Here is an 18865-nt window from a genome sequence, read left to right as displayed (position 1 = left end):
CTAGGAAAGAGGTGCAAAAATTGAGTTCCTTCGATAAAACGATGAAGTTTAATTTTTCAGAAGAACCTGTTGAGACAAATGTCAAGGAAGTTCTAAGTGCCGTATACAATGCACTGGAAGAAAAAGGTTATAATCCGATCAATCAAATCGTCGGCTATTTGTTGTCCGGAGATCCTGCTTACATTCCTAGACATAACGGCGCACGCAATCTGATTAGAAAAATTGAACGAGATGAATTAATTGAAGAGCTTGTAAAATTTTATTTGAAAAACAACCGTGAGGAATAAAATGCGAATCATTGGGTTAGACTTAGGTTCAAAAACATTAGGAGTTGCGGTAAGCGATGAGCTGGGATGGACTGCTCAAGGTGTGGAAACGATCAGCATAAATGAAGATGAAGGCGAGTTCGGGATTCAAAGACTCGCTGAACTGATAAAGAAATACGAGGTAGAAAAAATAGTAGTCGGGTATCCGAAAAATATGAACGGCACCGTTGGACCAAGGGGAGAAGCAAGCGAGCGCTTTGCCGCGCTTTTGAAGGAGCAGTTTCAGCTTCCGGTCATTTTATGGGATGAGCGCCTTTCGACGATGGAAGCCGAAAGATTTCTCATTGAGGCGGATGTAAGCCGGCGAAAAAGACGGCAAGTCATTGATAAAATGGCTGCGGTGATTATTTTGCAAAGTTATTTGGACAGTCAACAATAAATTGAGGTGAAATAAGTGGAAGGTGAAAAACATATTACCGTTATTGATGAAAACGGTAATGAACAACTATACGAAATTTTGTTTACGTTTAATTCGGACGAATTTGACAAATCTTACGTTCTTTATTATCCGATCGGCATCGATGATGAGGAAGACGAAGATGGAATAGAAATTCATGCAGCAAGCTACATTCCCAATGAAGACGGTGAAGGCGGAAAGCTGGAGCCTGTGGAAACCGATGAAGAATGGGAAATGATCGAGGCCGTTTTAAATACATTTTTAGAAGAGGAATAAGCACCGTTTTGCGGTGCTTTTTTTGTTGAGGTGATTTACATCCAAATGAAAAAAACAATTTCTTCCTATAAAAAAATGGAGATTTTTGACGAATAAATGCGTGTATGTAGTATAATAATCGGGACGGAAGGAGGATGAATTGATGGCGGATTCGGATTCGAATAAGGAATTTTTGGATAAGAAACTCCAAGAAAAACTGTATATAGCGAAAATTGTTCGAAAAACTGTGTTAACTGTCCTGATTGCCTTTGTTGTTCTATTTGCTGGAGTGATTGGCGGCGGGTATTTATATGTGCGATCTGCATTAAAGCCTGTTGATCCGGATAATAAGGAACCTGTAAAGGTACAAATTCCGATTGGATCTTCCGTATCGCAAATTGCTTCTATTTTAGAAAAAAATGACATCATTAAAAGTGCGATCGTGTTTAAATATTACGTGAAATTTAAAAATGAATCAGGGTTTCAAGCAGGAAATTATCAATTTAATCAATCGATGACGATTCAAGAAATCGTTGAACGCTTAAAAAAAGGCGAATTAATGGGAGAAGCAGCTATTAAATTGACGATCCCGGAAGGATTGCAACTATCAGAAATTGCTGACATCATCGCCAAACATACTCCCTATTCAAAAAAAGAAATTATGAACCAATTAACAAACCAACAGTTTATCAAACAAATGCAAAAAAAGTATCCTAATACAATAACAGATGACATTTTCAACGGACGTATAAAATATGCATTGGAAGGATATTTGTATCCGGCTACTTATTCGTTTTATGAGGAATCTCCTCCGTTGTCGGAAATCATTGAAACAATGATTAAAAAGACAGATGAAATGCTTGTTCCTTATAGAAACAAAATGAAAGAGCTGAGTCTTTCCACTCATCAATTTTTAACATTAGCGTCTTTAGTGGAGGAGGAAGCGACGGAAAAAGCCGACAGGGAAAAAATAGCCAGCGTTTTTTACAATCGTTTAGAAAAGAACATGCCTCTCCAGACAGATCCAACCGTTTTATATTCATTAGGAAAGCATAAGGAGCGCGTATACTATAAAGATTTAGAAGTCAATTCTCCCTATAACACATATAAAAATAAAGGACTTCCGCCGGGGCCGATTGCCAATGCTGGCAAGCAGTCACTAGATGCTGTAGCAAATCCTGCCGATACAAACTATTTTTATTTTCTCGCAACGAAAGAAGGGGAAGTTATATTTACGAAGACGCTGGATGAGCATAACAAAGAAAAAGCTAAGCATATTACGGAAAAGGATTAAAGGTTTGCGATTCGCATTCCTTTTTCTTTTATGTTAAAATATATCGAGCTAAAAAAACAAACTTGAAGAGTTCGAACAGAACTCTTCTTTGATTAAGGGAGTTTTTTAGGAGTGTCCATTTTGTCAAACAAAAAAATCGAGGAATATTTAGCAAATTTTTCTACTAACAAAGATGAAAAATTAGTTCAATTAGAAGCATATGCAAAAGAGCAGAAGGTGCCGATTATGGAAGAGCGGGCGCTGTCTGTCATGCTTCATATTTTAAAGCTCCATCAGCCGAACAAAATATTGGAAATTGGGGCGGCGATCGGCTATTCGGCGATTCGGATGGCAAAAGCGCTGCCGAACACAAAAATTGTAACGATTGAAATAGATCCTCATCGATTTGAACTAGCGGAACAAAATATTCGAGCTTGCGGTCTTGAAAATCAAATTACCATTTATCACGGTGATGCTCTAGAAATCGTACAGGAAGTCAAGCTTGACGGCCCGTTTGATGCGCTCTTTATCGATGCGAGCAAAGGGCAATATAAACGTTTTTTTCAAGCATATGAACCTTTGCTGTCAAAAAGAGCGGTCGTTTTTTCGGATAATGTTCTTTTTAAAGGACTAGTCGCTGAAGAAATGATAGAATCAAAAAGGTTAAAATCTTTAGCGAAGAAAATTAAAGAATATAATGAATGGCTAATGAATCAGTCCGAATGGGATACCGTTATTATTCCGATAGGCGACGGATTAGCCTTCAGTATAAAAAGGGGTGAAGGGGAATGAAAAAACCCGAACTGCTCGTCACACCTGTAAATGTCAAAAATATTGAGAGCCTTTGCAAAGCTGGCGCAGATGCTTTTATCATCGGCGAACAGCGTTATGGCTTAAGGCTTGCAGGGGAATTTCATCGAAAAGATGTATTAGATGCGATTGACCTTGCCCATCAATATGGAAAAAAAGTATACGTTGCAATGAATGCAATTTTTCATAATGATAAAGTAGACGAGCTTGCAGATTATGTAAAATTTGTTCATAATGCGAAGGCAGATGCGATTGTATTCGGTGATCCAGCTGTGTTAATGACTGTTAGGGAAGTTGCTCCGGAGATGAAGCTCCATTGGAATACGGAAACAACCGCGACCAACTGGTATGCATGCAACTATTGGGGAAGGAAAGGCGCCAAGCGTGCAGTACTAGCTCGGGAGTTAAGCATGGAAGCTGTCATTGAAACGAAAGAGCATGCAGAAGTGGAAATAGAAGTCCAAGTCCACGGAATGACGTGCATGTTTCAGTCCAAAAGATCTCTTATCGGCAATTATTTTGAATATCGTGGGAAAGCGATGGAAATTCACAATTATAAATACGGCAAAAATATGTTTTTGCATGATAAAGAGAGAAATAACAAATATCCAATTTTTGAGGATGAAAATGGAACCCATATTATGAGTCCGAATGATATTTGCATCATTGACGAGTTGGAGGAACTGGTTGATGCAGGAATTGATTCTTTTAAAATAGATGGCGTGCTGAAAACTCCGGAATATATTGTAGAAGTGACGAAAAAGTATCGAAAGGCGATCGATTTATGCGCTGAGGATCGAGAGCAATATGAAAATGTTAAAGACAAGCTGTACGCTGAAATTGAGGAAATACAGCCGCCAAACCGCCCGTTGGATACAGGATTTTTCTTTAAAGAGACCGTTTATTAAAAAAACGTTAAAGGAGGAGTTCGCATGCCGGTTGTGAAAGATAAAATTTCAACAATTATCAACGGCAAAAGGGTCATAACGAAAAAACCTGAACTTCTTGCACCTGCCGGAAATTTGGAGAAATTAAAAATCGCCGTCATGTACGGTGCTGACGCCGTCTTCATTGGCGGACAAGAGTACGGCTTGCGTTCCAATGCCGATAATTTCTCTATTGAGGAAATTAAAGAAGGAGTTCAATTTGCTAATCAGTACGGGGCAAAAATATATGTGACGACAAACATTTATGCACATAATGAAAACATTCCTGGACTCGATCAATATTTAAAAGCGCTCGAAGATGCAGGAGTGTCAGGGGTCATTGTCGCAGATCCCCTCATTATTGAAACGTGCAGAAAGGTAGCTCCAAAATTGGAAGTCCACTTAAGCACTCAGCAATCCCTTTCGAATTGGAAAGCTGTCCAATTTTGGAAGGAGGAAGGTTTGGAGCGGGTCGTTCTAGCACGGGAAACGAGCGCTGAAGAAATTAGAGAAATAAAAGAAAAAGTAGATATTGAAATCGAAACGTTTATTCACGGCGCGATGTGTATTGCCTATTCAGGCCGCTGCACATTAAGCAATCATATGACAGCGCGAGATTCAAACAGAGGAGGATGCTGTCAGTCCTGCCGGTGGGATTATGATTTATATGAATATTATAAAGGCAAAGAAGTGCCTATGTTTGATGAGCAAGACTCGCCATTTGCAATGAGCGCTAAAGACTTAAAATTGGTTGAGTCGATTCCGAAAATGATTGAAATGGGGATCGACAGCTTGAAAATTGAAGGCCGCATGAAATCCATTCACTATGTTGCAACTGTTGTCAGTGTATATCGCAAAGTCATTGATGCATACTGCGCCGATCCCGATCATTTTGTCATGAAACAGGAATGGCTGGAAGAATTGGATAAATGCGCGAACAGAGAAACGGCTCCTGCCTTTTTTGAAGGAGTGCCTGGTTATCAAGAGCAATTATTTGGCACTCACAGCAAAAAAACAGCATACGACTTTGTCGGGCTTGTGCTTGACTGGAATCCAGAAACGAAAATGGTGACATTGCAGCAAAGAAACCATTTCAGACCCGGTGACGAAGTAGAATTTTTCGGTCCGCAAATTGACAATTTTCGCATTGTCATCGATAAAATTTGGGATGAAGATGGAAATGAATTGGATGCAGCAAGACATCCTTTGCAAATAATCCGCTTCAAGTGCGAGCATCCGCTATATCCGTATAATATGATGAGAAAAGAGACAAGATAGGGGAAGAATCTGGATTTTTTTATAAAAAAGCAAAACGTTTCTTGAACTGCCGATTATTTTGTAATAACATATCATAGATAAATATTTCCTTCTATAACTATGTTATAAAAGATTCTTTTCTGTCGAAAGAACGGCAGAAAAGTTCTTTCATTTTTTAGGAACCATTAGGGGGATATAAAGAAAAGGAGGACTATTATGGCGGAAGAAAAGGTATTTCCTATGACGAAAGCTGGGAAAGAAAAACTTGAACAAGAACTTGAGTATTTAAAAACGGTAAAGCGAAAAGAAGTTGTAGAACGAATAAAAGTGGCAAGATCATTTGGCGACCTATCAGAAAACTCTGAATATGATTCAGCAAAAGAAGAGCAAGCTTTTGTAGAAGGACGCATTACAACGCTCGAAAATATGATTCGCAATGCGAAAATTATTGAAGAAGACACAGAAAATAAAACAACTGTTTCACTTGGAAAATCTGTTACGTTTATTGAATTGCCTGATGGAGAAGAAGAAACTTATACAATTGTCGGAAGTGCAGAAGCAGATCCTTTCGAAGGGAAAATTTCCAATGATTCTCCGATGGCTAAAAGCCTGCTCGGCCGTCAAGTAGGGGAAGAAGTTGTAGTTCAGACGCCTGGCGGCGATATGACAGTCAAAATTGTACGTGTTGATTAATGTTGATAGCCTTTTAATATAGTTTAAGATGTGCGCACCTCGTCGAAAATATAAGACGAGGTGTTTTTTTATGAATAAGCGAATAAAATATATAGGCGTCTTCATCATTTTGTTAATGGGTGTTCTCATATATAGACTTGCGCAAATTCAACTGCTTGAAACCGAGTCATTTTCAGAACAAGATGTCAATTTGATGAAAGAAAGCGTCAAACAGAGGACACAAGAAGTAATTATAGATGATGGGCGGGGGCGATTTATTGATCGTGAAAATAAACCTTTGAACGAAACATATTTGCCTACGCTCGTTTTATTTCCATTTCTGAAAAATTATCAATGGCCGATCGATCAATTGGCGGCAGCCATTTCTGTTCGCAAGGATGAAATCGAACAATTATTGAAAGGAACGAAAAATGAACCTATTTTGTTGAATAAAGAAAAAGGATTTCAACTTGATGAACAGGATATAAAAGCCATCAATAAGTTAAAAATTCCGGGAGTATTCGGCATCTTTATGAAAACAGAGCAATCAGACAATATTGCTTCCCATCTTATTGGGATGACAAGCGAAAATGAAACAGAATGGAAAAAAAGATACCCTGACAAAGAGATCACGTCATTAAGTCCTGAAGTAGGCGTGACTGGACTGGAGGAGGCGTTTGATGAATTTTTGCAGCCGGAAGATGCGTCAAGACTTTTATATCATGTTGATGGTCTCGGCAGGCCTCTTTTCGGCGTCAATGTAAAATATATTGCCGATTCCAATCCATTTTACCCAATTGCCGTTCAAACAACGATTGACAAACATTTGCAAGAAAAAGCTGAACAAATTTTAACAAAACATCAAATAAATGAAGGCGGCCTCGTTCTGTTAGACATTGAAAACAGCGAAGTAGTTGCAATGGCCTCCAAACCGGATCTGGACCGGAATGATCCAAAAACATATGAAAATAAAATGCTTTCGGCAATGTTTCCTGGTTCTGTTTTTAAAACCGTTATCGCTGCAGCAGCGATCGACACAAACATGATCAAACCGGAAAGAACATTTAATTGTGACCGGAATGTCTACGGCCAAACAGAAAAAGAGGAAGAAAAGCGGGCTGGAACGCTTACGTTTGAAGAAAGCTTTGCGAAAAGCTGCAATTATGCGTTTGCTACGATCGGTCAGGAATTAATACAAAAAAAGAGCAATATAATTGAGGAATACGCAGAAAAGCTTGGCCTTCTCAGCTTCTCAGGCTGGTCGGGAAAAGTATACCATTACGATCAATTTAAACAATTTCCAAGGGAGCAAAGAGGAACGATTTGGGGAGATGACAGCGACAAAAGGTCAGCAAAGGCCATCGCACAAACCTCCATCGGACAAAAAAATGTAAAGGTTACTCCTCTAGCTGTCGCGAATATGATGGCTACAATTGCTCGCGGAGGAGAAAAAAGAGAAGTGAAAGTCGTGGATAAAATTTTATATAAAAACGGAGAAACGATGTATACATTCAAGAACCATTTGATGAAAGGAGAAAAAATTTCCCCTGCAACATCATCAAAATTAACGGATCTCCTGCTTCAAGTAGTCGCTCATCCTGATGGAACCGGCAGAGCGTTTCAAAGCTTGCCTGTTAAAGTAGCCGGCAAATCAGGCACTGCCGAAACGGGAACATTGAACGACAATGGAAAAAAATTATATCATAAATGGTTTGCCGGTTTTTTTCCTGCGGAACATCCGAAATATGCCTTAGTTGTTGTTGATATGAACAAAACGAGCGGTAGAGCAAAGACAAATGATGTTTTTTACGAAATGGTTGAACAGATTTATAATGTTAATGAAGAATAAAGTATGTTAAAATAATAACTCAAAGATTGGAGAAACAAAGGAGTTGACGGGGAATGGCGGGTTCTCGTTATGAAATTCGGGATAAAAAACGAAAAACGAATTTGATTTTAAATATTTTAATTGGAATTGTCGCCTTACTCATCCTCGTTATTGCTTCTCAGCTTTTTTTGGGAGGCGGTACTGAACAAGCGAATTCCAACAGTGAACAACAAAAAGAGCAATCAAGCTCATCTAAAAATATCGAAGAAGAGACAGCTGAACAATCTAACGATCAGCGGGAAGAAGAAAAAGCAGCTGAACAGAATGAAAGTAATGAAATTAAGGAGGAAGAGGACGAAAATACACAATCAGCAAATGAAGAAAAGGAATCGAGCGATGATCCTTTTGAAGGTGCAACAGTAACTGAAGGAGAAGCGGGTTCCGATGTTGAACAAATCATTGAAAATCCAAATTGGAAACCGATCGGAACAGTCCAGACAGGTGAGCACGTTACGACTTATAAAAAGTCATCTGTAGATTGGAAGGAAATGGAGAAAGCATTAAGCTATGCAACAGGTGTTTCTCTTGAAAATATGCAGACCCTTTGGATCGGCAATAACGGAAGCCCGAATGATGCGAAAGGAACGATTCAAAACAAAGCAGACGGAAAAAAATATAGAGTATCCATTACATGGATAGACGGAGAGGGCTGGAAACCGACTAGAGTTGAAGTATTAAAATAGACTGAAAAACAAAAAAGACCCTCATGTGTAAAAAGCTGACTGTCAAACACTTGAGGGATCTTTTTTTATGATTTTTATAGCTATTCATGATAGAAAGGAATGTTGGAATATGAAAATTGCAATCATTGGTGCAATGGAAGAAGAAGTTCGCATCCTGCGCGAGAAATTGGATTGTACAAAAGAAGAGGAGATTGCAGGCTGCAGTTTTATGATTGGAAAATACAATCAAACTGATACGATTTTATTAAAATCAGGAATTGGAAAAGTGAATGCAGCCGTAAGCACAACTTTGCTGCTGGAGCGATATCAGCCGGATTATGTGATCAATACCGGCTCCGCCGGAGGATTTCATGAGTCTTTAAACGTAGGGGATGTTGTCATATCCACAGAGGTTCGCCATCATGATGTAGATGTGACGGCTTTTGGATATGAATATGGTCAAGTTCCCGGGCTTCCTCCATCCTTTAAGGCCGATGAAAAACTGATTGAAATCGCTGAAAGAAAAGCAAAAGACATTTCAGGAATTCAGACGGTAAAAGGGGCGATCGCAACGGGGGATTCTTTTATGAACGACCCCGATAAAGTAGCTTTTGTCCGGTCTAAATTCAGCCATTTGTACGCTGTTGAGATGGAAGCTGCTGCTGTCGCGCAAGTGTGCTACAAATTTCAAACGCCTTTTGTCATCATCCGGGCGCTCTCAGATATCGCCGGAAAAGAGTCGAACATTTCCTTTGAACAATTTTTAGACAAAGCGGCTTTCAATTCATCGGAATTGGTTCTGAAAATGATTGAAGAACTAAGTTGAATGTAAATGGAAACTATTACAAGCCTATCAGCACGAATCGATATGTTATTCTTTTATAATATAGAATAACTAATTCGATTAGGTGATATCATGGAGGAGAAAAAATTAAAAGAATTAATAGAAGACTATAAGCATTTTGCTCTCGTTCTGCTAGCTGTCGGAACCTTTTTATACATCGGAATATGGATTCCTAATCATTCACCTCGGACAAATATACAAGAAATAATGCTAATCGGAACTTCAACGATGATGTTAGCCAGTTCTATTCTATTTTTTAAATTGTCATCGAAATATCAAAAAAAGCTTGATAAATTGCAATCTTAATCATTTCTTGAAAAAGGGCTCAAAAAAGTCAGTATAGCTGACTCTTTTGAGCCCCTCTTTTTTGATAAAACATTAGGTGAATGAAGGCGGCATTGTTCTGTTTCATATGAAAACAGCAACTAGCGCTGCAATAAAGGCTGCCTTTTTACAGATTGAAAGCAGTTGTAATGGGCTCTCAACCGTAACGTTCGCATCCTGTCAAATAATGTTACCACCATTTTACGTCAAACAGCGGATTCGCTTTCTGCGATTTTTATTAATCGGTCAATTTTGAGATTCGTTTTTATATCTCGATTTGCGCCAATGCGCTGGAAAACCTGTAGCAAGGTTAATTTTGAGTTTTTATGGGATGTCACATATCGGAAAGCCACTTTAAAATGAATTTTGCAGATATACGCGAGTAAATCATTCAGGAACTCTCGCAAATTTCGCACAAAATCTCGTTGAAAATGCTTTTCCTTTTATTCTTTTGACATCTTTTTTTCTTTTTCATTTCGGTAAAACTCATGAAACATTTTCATAAGTGCCCTTTTTTCGATTCTGGAAACATAACTCCTCGAAATGCCGAGCTCTTTCGCAATTTCACGCTGCGTTTTTTCCTGCTGCGTATTCAATCCAAACCGACCGATAATGACTTCTTTTTCTCTTTCGTCTAGAATCGATAAATATTTCTTAATTTTTTCCAGCTCCATATTCAATTGAATCGTGTCGATAATATCTTCATTTTCTGATTTTAGCACATCTATTAAACTGATTTCGTTTCCTTCTTTATCTTGGCCAATAGGATCGTGTAGGGAAACATCTTTTTTTGTTTTTTTTAAGGAACGGAGATGCATTAAAATTTCATTTTCAATGCATCTTGCGGCATATGTAGCAAGCTTTGTCCCTTTGTTTTCGGAATAGCTTTCAATCGCTTTAATTAAACCAATTGTGCCGATGGATATGAGATCTTCCGAGTCTTCACCTGTATTTTCAAATTTTTTGACAATATGAGCGACAAGGCGCAAATTATGTTCAATTAATATATTTCTTGCTTCGTCATTTCCTTCGGCCATCAGGCGGAGATATTTTTTTTCTTCATTTGGGGAAAGCGGTTGAGGGAAAGCATTGTTTTTTACATATGAAACGAGAAAAACCAATTCTTTTATAAAATAGCTTAGTGCAGTCAAAATTCCAGACATGTTTTTCACCCCCGCATTACGTATTATTAAATTGTATGTGATTGCGGCTTTGTCCTTGTATGTCCTTCATGAAAAAGGGGAAAGAGTATGGAAAACAGCTGAGTTTTAGTTATAATGAGACAGTGAAGAAAAATGGATTGGTATCGGAGATCATCAGTTGAAAGGTATTAAGTCATTGTGGATTGACATCAACGATTATCTGTTAAAGGAGTTTAGCGGCTGTGGAACATGCAGCCATGCGCCGGGGGTAGGTTTTTAAGCAAAAAAAAAAGACACCGCTAAGATGATGCTTTTAATAAGTGAGAGAGCGAGCGGCGCTTTATTTCCAATTCTATTAATTCGATGAATTCTTTGCTAAGCCTCATTTCGGTTGCTTTATAGTAAGATTCAATTAAAAATTCGTCCGATAAATTTTTCATAGAAGCGATCATGTTATGGAGAAAGCACCTCCTTTATTTATTACCATAAATTTACCATGTTTTTTAATAGAGAACAACCGTTCTGTTATCCACAGCCTTCGGTGGAAAAGCTGTGGGTAGTTTGTTTATATACTTTACTAAAGATTGATATGAATAGGTGGATATTGTGTATAAAATTATCCACAGCTGTTGAATATGTTAAAAAATTGTCGAATTTTTTTGTGAAAACAATATTGTTTTGAAAGTAAACTCGAAATTCGGTATGATGAAAAATAGTTTAACAGTAGTCTATTTATTGAATTAAGAGGTGTTCAATTTGCTGAAAAGGTTTTTGCCCGGAGAATATGCGAAAAGCGTTTTTCATATTTATCCTCATTTTTTAAAGGAAAAAGGTATAAAAGGTATTATTACCGATTTAGATAATACTTTAGTAGAATGGGACAGGCCGAACGCAACTCCGAAATTGAAAAATTGGTTTGAAATGATGGAACAGAACGGGATTAAAGTGACAATTGTTTCAAATAATAACGAAAAACGCGTCCGTTCGTTTTCTGAACCGCTGAATATTCCGTTCATTTCGAAAGCGGGAAAACCCCGTGCAAAAGCGTTTAAAAAAGCGGCTGAGCAGATGGGGCTGAAAAAAGAAGAAGTTGTTGTGATCGGCGACCAGCTGCTGACAGATGTTCTCGGAGGGAATCTCTGCGGTTTTCATACGATTTTAGTTGTGCCTGTATCGTCTACTGACGGCTTTTGGACCCGGATCAACAGGAAAATTGAAAGGAAAATTTTAAAATTGTTAAAACAGAAAGGCATGCTGCATTGGGAGGAGTGATGAGTTTGGATGAGAAGGTTTGCGTCGGGTGCGGAGTAAAAATTCAAACGGAAGATCCATCTGAAATTGGATATGCTCCAAAAGCTGCTCTTGAGAAAGAACAGCCGATCTGCCAAAGGTGTTTTCGGCTGAAACATTATAACGAAATTCAAGATGTCTCGTTAACAAATGAGGACTTTTTAAAAATTTTGCACGGCATTGGCAATACGAAAGCTCTTGTTGTGAAGGTTGTCGACATTTTTGACTTTAACGGAAGCTGGATCAACGGCATACAGCGTTTTATCGGCTACAATCCAGTCATTTTAATCGGCAATAAAGCAGATCTCCTTCCAAAATCGGTGAAAAAAGAAAAGGTTATTCGTTGGATGAAGAGAGAAGCAAAAGAGTATGGATTAACGCCATTGGATGTGCTTTTAATCAGCTCAGAAAAAGGACATGGCATTAAAGAAGCGGCAGAGCAAATAGATCATTATCGCAACGGAGAAAACGTGTATGTTGTTGGATGTACAAATGTTGGGAAATCAACTTTTATTAATCGAATCTTGAAGGAGGTTACAGGAGAAGGGGATATCATTACAACTTCCCATTATCCCGGCACAACGCTCAATCTAATTGAAATTCCGTTAGATGACGGCGCAGTTTTATACGATACACCAGGCATTATCAATGATCATCAGATGGCGCACTTTATTGATAAGCGCGACCTAAAGCTTCTATCGCCGAAAAAAGAAATTAAGCCTAGAGTGTTCCAGTTAAATGAAAGGCAAACTTTATATTTCGGCGGATTGGCAAGACTGGATTATATAAAGGGAGGACGTTCCTCCATTGTGTGCTATATTCCGAACAGCATTGACATTCATCGAACAAAACTGGAGAAGGCGGATCATTTATATGCAGCACATTTAGGGGAGCTTTTAACCCCTCCTAGAAAAGAAGCAGTCGAATCCTTTCCAGAACTTGTCCCGCACGAATTCACTATAAATGGAAAAAAGAAAGATATCGTGTTTTCAGGTCTTGGATGGGTAACGATCCACGATGGACCGAAAAGAGTCGTTGCTTATGCACCTAAAGATGTACATGTGGGCGTCCGTCATTCATTAATATAAAAACAAAAAGGTGGAGAGGATTTCAAATGGAGCAAGTTTACGGAGTAATAGGCGACCCGATCGGTCATTCGCTTTCCCCTCTCATTCATAACGATGCTTTCGATTACTTAAATATGAATGCCCGCTATCACGCATTTCAAGTAAAAGGGGAAGAGCTTGAACAAGCGGTAAAAGGGATGAAGGCTCTTGGCATAAAGGGGTTTAATGTAACGGTTCCGCATAAAGTGTCAATCATTCCTTTTCTTGATGAGTTGGATGAATCGGCTCAATTGCTTCATGCGGTAAATACAGTAAAAAACGAAGACGGGAGATTAATCGGTTTTAACACAGACGGATACGGATTTTACCTGTCATTGAAAGAGCATATTGACAATACCAATCCTCGAGATTTAAAAGTGCTGCTGATCGGGGCGGGCGGAGCCGCTCGGGCGATCTATACAACGCTGGCGAAAGAAGGCTTTGCGTTCATTGATATTGTAAACAGAACAGCAGAGCGGGCTCATTTGTTAAAGGAAAACTGCAGCTATGAGACAAAAGGAAACGTTTATTCATTCCAACAACTCGATCAAACGTCCAATGAATATGATGTCATCATTCAAACGACATCCATCGGGATGAAGCCGAATATCGAAGAAAAGCCGATTGAATTAACTGGACGCGTTCACGGCGGAACTGTCGTTGCTGATATCATTTATAATCCGTTGAAAACGATGTTATTAAAAGAGGCTGAAAAGCTGGGCCTTAAAACTGTTGACGGAGTAGGAATGTTTGTTTATCAAGGGGCATGTGCGTTTCAAATATGGACGAATGCGGAACCTGATGTCAGTCGAATGAAAAAGCTCGTATATGAAAAATTAGGAGGAAAATCATGACTTTAACTGGAAAACAAAAACGTTTTTTACGCTCTCTTGCACATCATCTGAACCCGATTTTCCAAATTGGAAAGGGCGGAGTAAATTCAAATTTGCTTCAGCAGGTGAACGATTGTTTAGAAGCAAGAGAGCTCATAAAGGTGAACGTGCTGAAAAATTGTGATGAAGATAAAGCAGCAGTTGCTCAAGCACTTGTTGATGGGACAAATGCCCATCTCGTCCAAATCATCGGAAATGTCATTGTTTTATATAAAGAATCAAAAGAAAAAAAACAAATCATTTTGCCTGAATAAACGAACGGATGGTGCGGAAAAATTGGGTAAAATCGGAATTTTTGGGGGGACATTTGACCCGCCCCATAACGGACATTTATTAATGGCCAATGAGGTTCTTCATTCTCTTAATCTGGACAAAATATGGTTTATGCCGAACAATATTCCACCCCATAAACAAAAGGAGCCGGTGACAGAAACACACCACCGGGTAAATATGCTGAAAAGAGCAATTGAAGGAAATCCATTTTTTCAAGTCCAATTAATTGAACTTGAAAGAGAGGGTCCGTCTTTTACGTATGACACAGTGAAAATATTGAAAGAAAGATATCCAAACGAAGAATTTTATTTTATTATTGGCTCAGATATGATTGAAAATTTGCCTCATTGGCATCGAGTAGAGGAATTGATGGATATGGTGCAATTTGTCGGCGTGAAACGTAACGGATACTCGAATGAGAGCACATTTTTCGTAAAAGAGGTGGAAGTTCCTCAGTTTGATGTTTCCTCTACAATGATCAGAGAGCGATTGAAAAACGGACAAGCGGTGGACTATCTTCTGCCCAAAAAAGTTATTCAATATATAGGGGAGAATCGATTATATGGAACGTGAAAAAGCGTTAGCAGTTGTGGAAAAGGCGATAACGAAACAGCGTTATCAACATACTTTAGGCGTAATGGAGACAGCCATCAGTTTGGCAAAGCGGTACGGCGCCGATGTGAAAAAGGCAGAATTAGCAGCTATTTTTCATGATTATGCCAAATTTCGGCCAAAAGATGAAATGAGAAAAATTATTATTGAACAAAATATGCCGAAGGACTTGCTGGAATATAATACAGAACTTTGGCATGCACCTGTTGGCGCCTATTTAGTCGAGAAGGAAGTCGGCATTTCTGATAAAGAAATTTTAGATGCGATCCGCTACCATACATCCGGAAGAGAAAACATGACTCTTCTTGAAAAAGTGATTTATTTAGCTGATTATATTGAACCGGGTAGAAGCTTCCCCGGAGTCGATGAAGTCAGGGAATTGGCACAAAAAGATTTAAATGAAGCGCTCGTTCAGTCGATATCCAATACGATTGCATTTTTAATGAAGAAAAAGCAGCCGATTTACCCTGAAACGTTTAAAACTTATAATGCGCTCGTAATGAAAAATTGAAGGAGTGAAGTGGATGAATTCGCGTGATATTCTAGCTTTAACTGTTAAAGCAGGCAGCGATAAAAAAGCAGAAGATATCGTAGTATTAAACATGCAAGGAATCTCTCTAATAGCTGATTATTTTATGATATGCCATGCGAATAACGAAAAAAATGTGCAAGCAATTGCCAGAGAAATGAAAGAGAAAGCAGAGGAAAACGGAATTCCCGTCAAGCGTCTCGAAGGGTTTGACGAGGCAAAATGGGTTCTCATTGATTTAGGAGATGTCGTCGCTCATGTTTTCCATAGGGATGAAAGAAGCTATTATAATTTAGAAAAATTATGGGGAGATGCTCCGCGCGAAGAAGTGAGCGAGTGGTTAGCTTGATTTATAAGCATTTTGCATCTGTGTACGACCGATTAATGAAAGATGTTCCTTATGATGAATGGGCGCAATTTTTGCATCAAGCGATTCAACGATATGGAAACGGCGGGAACCGGGTGCTAGATTTAGCTTGTGGAACAGGAGAAATATCGTATAGGATGGCAGAGCTTGGGTATGAGCTAACAGGTGTCGATCTCTCCGGAGAAATGCTCGCCGTTGCCCAGGAAAAGATGATGAAAAAAGGGTTTGATGCGCTCTTTATTGAACAAGATATGAGGGAGCTTAAAGGCTACAAGCCTTTTGATGCGGTGTTATTAAATTGCGATTCCATCAACTACTTGTTGAAGGAAGAGGATGTGGTCAAAACGTTTCAAGCCGTATACGACCACTTGAACCGAAACGGCTTATTTCTGTTTGATGCCCATTCTGTTCATAAAATGGAGAAAATATTTAAACATGCTGTATTCGCTGATAATGATGAGGATGTCAGCTATATTTGGAAATGCTTTGACGGTGAATATCCAAACAGTGTCATTCATGAATTAACCTTCTTTGTGAACAATGGAACGGATTATGTACGGTTGGATGAAGACCATTATCAAAGAACTTTTTCAATTTCTGAGTACCGACATATGTTGGAAAAGTGCGGCTTTACGATCGTTGACATAACGGATGGAATTTTTCAAAGCCCGGACATCGAGCAGGCGGAACGAATATTTTATATTGCGAAAAAAAGTTGAAACCATCGAATGTAATTTTTTTTCGATGGTTTTTTTCATTTTAGCAGGAATTTTCATGAGCCCTGCAGAATATTATTCATTGTCAAATTGATGTCTCACTTTTTGTAAATCTTCATCAAATTTTGCATGGGTGCTTTGAAATAAATGATGAAACATGTCGCCTAGTTCATTTTCAAGCACTTTAATCCCCTCTCCGGTAACTCCCCCTTTTACGTGCACTTTTTCCTGCAATGTCGGAAGCGTGTAATACCCGCTTTCAAGCAGCTTGCCTATGCCGATCATCATCTCGTTTGCTAATTGAACCGCATCCTCTTTCGAAATGTCTGTTTCCGCCTCAGCAGCTTCAATAAATTTTTGCAGCAAAAAGCTGAAAAAAGCCGGTCCGCAGCTGACGATATCAGATGCAACACGGGTAATGTTATTTTCTATTAAGATTGGCTTTGATATTTTTTCAAACATGGAAAGAATGATATTTCTTGTATGTTCGCTGCATCTATTTCCAAATGTCAGCAAAGCAGCTCCCGCTTTAGCCCTGTTTGTTATGCTTGGTATGACTCGGGCTACTTGGCATGGAACAGCCGATTCGATTTGCTCGACTGAAATCGGGCTCGTAATGGAAATTAAACATTGATGTCCTTGTAAACCAGTTTTCAGTTCCTTTAAAAGGGGGTGTATATCTAAAGGCTTAACGCATAGAAATATGAAATCGCTTTGATGAACGACCTCTATACTTGATGTACAAACATGTATTTCAGGATATTTCCGTTTGATGGCATATGCCTTTTGAATCGTTCTATTCGTTATAAACAACGATGAGGGTGTTGATACTTTTGCCTCGCAAAAAGCTTCAATGAGAATACGCCCCATATTGCCGGTTCCTATAAACCCTATTTTCACTTTTCACCCCTCCTTTTTTAACATTGTTCTCCTACACGATATGTTCTGCTGCCTTATTTTATGAATGAATATTTAGAAAGGGGAATTCATGTGCATGAACCATTTCCTTTTTATAAAAAAGTATGGGGTTTTTTTGTTAATCATTTTCGCTGCCATTTTGTTTTTTATCATCAACAACTGGCGTGATTCAAACGAGATCGAAGTTTCCGATGAACCATTGCTGGAAACGGATGAACGAACGCCGATGCAAAAAAGCAGAGAAGGTGATGACGAAGAAGAGAATGAGCGCCGTAACGAACAGACGACGATGATTTTTATTGATGTAAAGGGGGCTGTTCGTAAGCCTGGCGTTTATGAATTGCCGTCATCCAGCAGGGTGTTTGAAGCAATCGAAAAAGCTGGAGGAATGAATGACCAGGCAGACGGAAATCGTGTGAATCTTGCCAGAAAGCTAACAGACGGTATGGTTGTTTATGTGCCAAAGCTAGGCGAAAAAATTGACGAAAATGCTCTTATGGATGAAAGCGGCGCAAATGCTGATGCTTCACAAAGACCGCAAGAGAAAGAAAAAATCAATATTAATACGGCGACAAAGGAAGAGCTGCAAAAATTAACGGGAATCGGCCCAGCAAAAGCGGAAGCAATTATCGCACACCGTGAAGAAAACGGGCCGTTTCAAAAAGAAGAGGATTTATTGGAGGTTACCGGTATAGGAGAAAAAACGTTTGAAAAGATCAAAAATGAGATTAGCGTTGACGAACATAAAGACTTGTCGATAAACTGAAAAAGAATGTTTACAAAATTCGGAGGGGTAAAAGTGGATCGAATTTCTTGGAATCATTATTTCATGGCGCAAAGCCATTTGCTTGCGCTGAGAAGCACATGTACAAGGCTTGCTGTCGGTGCTACGATTGTCCGCGATAAACGGATTATTGCGGGGGGGTATAACGGCTCGATCGCAGGAGGAGTTCACTGTATTGATGAAGGCTGCTATGTGATTGATAACCATTGTGTTCGAACGATCCATGCGGAGATGAATGCGATATTGCAATGCGCCAAATTTGGAGTGGCAACAGCAGGAGCGGAAATTTACGTCACGCATTTTCCATGCTTAGCTTGCACAAAAGCGATTATTCAAGCGGGTATTCAAAGTGTATATTATGCAAAAGATTACAAAAATCATCCATATGCAATGGAATTATTTGAACAAGCAGGTGTTCATATAGAAAAAGTCGCATTCGATGAAACGACTTTGGATTTAAAAAATGAAGAAAAGCGCGAATATGTTGAGCAGCTTTTAAATGCTTTAAAACATCTCGGCGTATCAGAAACGGACTTGAAAAAATGGAATGAACAAGCCCGTCAACTTTTCGGCTGATCTAATCGAAAAGGAGGTTATTTTT

25 protein-coding genes are annotated in these 18865 nt (G+C 38.9%); 22 read left to right on the top strand and 3 right to left on the bottom strand.

Going from position 1 to position 18865, the window contains the following annotated elements; all coding sequences use genetic code 11:
- The first annotated feature begins 20 nt into the window (after nucleotides 1-20).
- The 12 genes from NSQ84_RS12740 to NSQ84_RS12685 all read left to right on the top strand — a co-directional run bounded on the left by NSQ84_RS12740 (nucleotide 21) and on the right by NSQ84_RS12685 (nucleotide 9616).
- Nucleotides 21-287 carry an IreB family regulatory phosphoprotein gene (locus NSQ84_RS12740; protein WP_063387994.1) on the top strand — a complete coding sequence of 89 codons (267 nt, stop codon included), beginning with the start codon at nucleotides 21-23 and terminating at the stop codon, nucleotides 285-287.
- 1 nt (nucleotide 288) lies between these two features.
- Nucleotides 289-705 (top strand): Holliday junction resolvase RuvX, encoded by a 417-nt coding sequence (gene ruvX, locus NSQ84_RS12735; RefSeq protein WP_094246262.1) that lies wholly within the window; start codon nucleotides 289-291, stop codon nucleotides 703-705.
- Between the two features lie 15 nt (nucleotides 706-720).
- Complete coding sequence (locus NSQ84_RS12730) at nucleotides 721-999, top strand: DUF1292 domain-containing protein (RefSeq protein WP_063387996.1); 279 nt, start codon at nucleotides 721-723, stop codon at nucleotides 997-999.
- A gap of 142 nt (nucleotides 1000-1141) precedes the next feature.
- A complete protein-coding gene (gene mltG / locus NSQ84_RS12725) occupies nucleotides 1142-2272 on the top strand; it encodes an endolytic transglycosylase MltG (protein WP_327873387.1) in 1131 nt (376 codons plus the stop codon).
- Between the two features lie 120 nt (nucleotides 2273-2392).
- Complete coding sequence (locus NSQ84_RS12720) at nucleotides 2393-3043, top strand: O-methyltransferase (protein ID WP_063387998.1); 651 nt, start codon at nucleotides 2393-2395, stop codon at nucleotides 3041-3043.
- Entirely contained in the window at nucleotides 3040-3969 is a 930-nt protein-coding gene (locus NSQ84_RS12715; protein ID WP_063387999.1) for a peptidase U32 family protein, read from the top strand. Before NSQ84_RS12720 ends, NSQ84_RS12715 begins: the two co-directional genes overlap by 4 nt.
- A 24-nt stretch (nucleotides 3970-3993) precedes the next feature.
- On the top strand, nucleotides 3994-5265 hold the full coding sequence (locus NSQ84_RS12710) for a U32 family peptidase (protein ID WP_063388000.1): 1272 nt from the start codon (nucleotides 3994-3996) through the stop codon (nucleotides 5263-5265).
- A 195-nt stretch (nucleotides 5266-5460) separates the two neighbouring features.
- The gene (gene greA / locus NSQ84_RS12705) at nucleotides 5461-5937 is read left to right on the top strand and encodes a transcription elongation factor GreA (RefSeq protein ID WP_063388001.1); all 477 of its coding nucleotides are present in this window, start codon (nucleotides 5461-5463) and stop codon (nucleotides 5935-5937) included.
- Nucleotides 5938-6007: 70 nt separating this feature from the next.
- Nucleotides 6008-7765 carry a penicillin-binding protein 2 gene (locus tag NSQ84_RS12700; protein ID WP_063388002.1) on the top strand — a complete coding sequence of 586 codons (1758 nt, stop codon included), beginning with the start codon at nucleotides 6008-6010 and terminating at the stop codon, nucleotides 7763-7765.
- A gap of 53 nt (nucleotides 7766-7818) precedes the next feature.
- Entirely contained in the window at nucleotides 7819-8487 is a 669-nt protein-coding gene (locus tag NSQ84_RS12695) for a YrrS family protein (protein WP_063388003.1), read from the top strand.
- Between the two features lie 109 nt (nucleotides 8488-8596).
- The gene (gene mtnN, locus NSQ84_RS12690; RefSeq protein WP_063388168.1) at nucleotides 8597-9292 is read left to right on the top strand and encodes a 5'-methylthioadenosine/S-adenosylhomocysteine nucleosidase; all 696 of its coding nucleotides are present in this window, start codon (nucleotides 8597-8599) and stop codon (nucleotides 9290-9292) included.
- Nucleotides 9293-9382: 90 nt separating this feature from the next.
- Nucleotides 9383-9616, top strand: a complete 234-nt coding sequence (locus NSQ84_RS12685) for a YrhC family protein (protein ID WP_063388004.1) — start codon at nucleotides 9383-9385, stop codon at nucleotides 9614-9616.
- 461 nt (nucleotides 9617-10077) lie between these two features.
- On the opposite strand, the gene sigK is transcribed toward NSQ84_RS12685, so the two are convergent.
- Both sigK and NSQ84_RS12675 read right to left on the bottom strand, forming a co-directional pair.
- Nucleotides 10078-10797, bottom strand: coding sequence for an RNA polymerase sporulation sigma factor SigK (gene sigK, locus NSQ84_RS12680; RefSeq protein ID WP_063388005.1), 720 nt, complete (start codon nucleotides 10795-10797; stop codon nucleotides 10078-10080).
- A 278-nt stretch (nucleotides 10798-11075) separates the two neighbouring features.
- Nucleotides 11076-11216 carry a sporulation histidine kinase inhibitor Sda gene (locus NSQ84_RS12675; RefSeq protein ID WP_063388169.1) on the bottom strand — a complete coding sequence of 47 codons (141 nt, stop codon included), beginning with the start codon at nucleotides 11214-11216 and terminating at the stop codon, nucleotides 11076-11078.
- Nucleotides 11217-11532: 316 nt separating this feature from the next.
- Between NSQ84_RS12675 and NSQ84_RS12670 the strand changes: the two genes are divergently transcribed.
- From NSQ84_RS12670 to NSQ84_RS12635, 8 genes are read left to right on the top strand one after another with little or no spacing between them, the layout of a single operon-like run.
- Nucleotides 11533-12048: a YqeG family HAD IIIA-type phosphatase gene (locus NSQ84_RS12670; protein ID WP_063388006.1), complete on the top strand. Its 516-nt coding sequence runs from the start codon at nucleotides 11533-11535 to the stop codon at nucleotides 12046-12048.
- A 5-nt stretch (nucleotides 12049-12053) separates the two neighbouring features.
- A complete protein-coding gene (yqeH, locus tag NSQ84_RS12665) occupies nucleotides 12054-13154 on the top strand; it encodes a ribosome biogenesis GTPase YqeH (protein ID WP_232515576.1) in 1101 nt (366 codons plus the stop codon).
- A 26-nt stretch (nucleotides 13155-13180) separates the two neighbouring features.
- Nucleotides 13181-14026, top strand: coding sequence for a shikimate dehydrogenase (gene aroE, locus NSQ84_RS12660; protein ID WP_063388008.1), 846 nt, complete (start codon nucleotides 13181-13183; stop codon nucleotides 14024-14026).
- Nucleotides 14023-14319: a ribosome assembly RNA-binding protein YhbY gene (gene yhbY / locus NSQ84_RS12655; RefSeq protein WP_063388009.1), complete on the top strand. Its 297-nt coding sequence runs from the start codon at nucleotides 14023-14025 to the stop codon at nucleotides 14317-14319. The genes aroE and yhbY overlap by 4 nt, the downstream gene beginning before the upstream one ends.
- 22 nt (nucleotides 14320-14341) lie before the next feature.
- On the top strand, nucleotides 14342-14911 hold the full coding sequence (locus NSQ84_RS12650) for a nicotinate-nucleotide adenylyltransferase (RefSeq protein WP_063388010.1): 570 nt from the start codon (nucleotides 14342-14344) through the stop codon (nucleotides 14909-14911).
- Entirely contained in the window at nucleotides 14901-15461 is a 561-nt protein-coding gene (gene yqeK / locus NSQ84_RS12645; protein WP_063388011.1) for a bis(5'-nucleosyl)-tetraphosphatase (symmetrical) YqeK, read from the top strand. Before NSQ84_RS12650 ends, yqeK begins: the two co-directional genes overlap by 11 nt.
- 13 nt (nucleotides 15462-15474) lie before the next feature.
- Entirely contained in the window at nucleotides 15475-15828 is a 354-nt protein-coding gene (gene rsfS, locus NSQ84_RS12640) for a ribosome silencing factor (protein ID WP_063388012.1), read from the top strand.
- Entirely contained in the window at nucleotides 15816-16565 is a 750-nt protein-coding gene (locus tag NSQ84_RS12635; RefSeq protein ID WP_235600443.1) for a class I SAM-dependent methyltransferase, read from the top strand. Before rsfS ends, NSQ84_RS12635 begins: the two co-directional genes overlap by 13 nt.
- Before the next feature lie 72 nt (nucleotides 16566-16637).
- Here NSQ84_RS12635 and comER read toward each other — a convergent pair whose 3' ends face one another.
- Nucleotides 16638-17462, bottom strand: coding sequence for a late competence protein ComER (comER, locus tag NSQ84_RS12630; RefSeq protein ID WP_063388014.1), 825 nt, complete (start codon nucleotides 17460-17462; stop codon nucleotides 16638-16640).
- A gap of 94 nt (nucleotides 17463-17556) precedes the next feature.
- On the opposite strand from comER, the gene NSQ84_RS12625 reads away from it, so the two are divergent.
- Nucleotides 17557-18246: a helix-hairpin-helix domain-containing protein gene (locus NSQ84_RS12625; RefSeq protein ID WP_063388015.1), complete on the top strand. Its 690-nt coding sequence runs from the start codon at nucleotides 17557-17559 to the stop codon at nucleotides 18244-18246.
- 33 nt (nucleotides 18247-18279) lie between these two features.
- Complete coding sequence (locus NSQ84_RS12620) at nucleotides 18280-18840, top strand: ComE operon protein 2 (RefSeq protein WP_063388016.1); 561 nt, start codon at nucleotides 18280-18282, stop codon at nucleotides 18838-18840.
- Nucleotides 18841-18865: the final 25 nt, after the last annotated feature.

Source organism: Aeribacillus sp. FSL K6-3256, assembly GCF_037965805.1.
Classification (GTDB): domain Bacteria; phylum Bacillota; class Bacilli; order Bacillales; family Aeribacillaceae; genus Aeribacillus; species Aeribacillus composti.
Note: the sequence above shows the minus strand (reverse complement) of the source record. Positions and strands in the feature narration are given on the sequence as shown.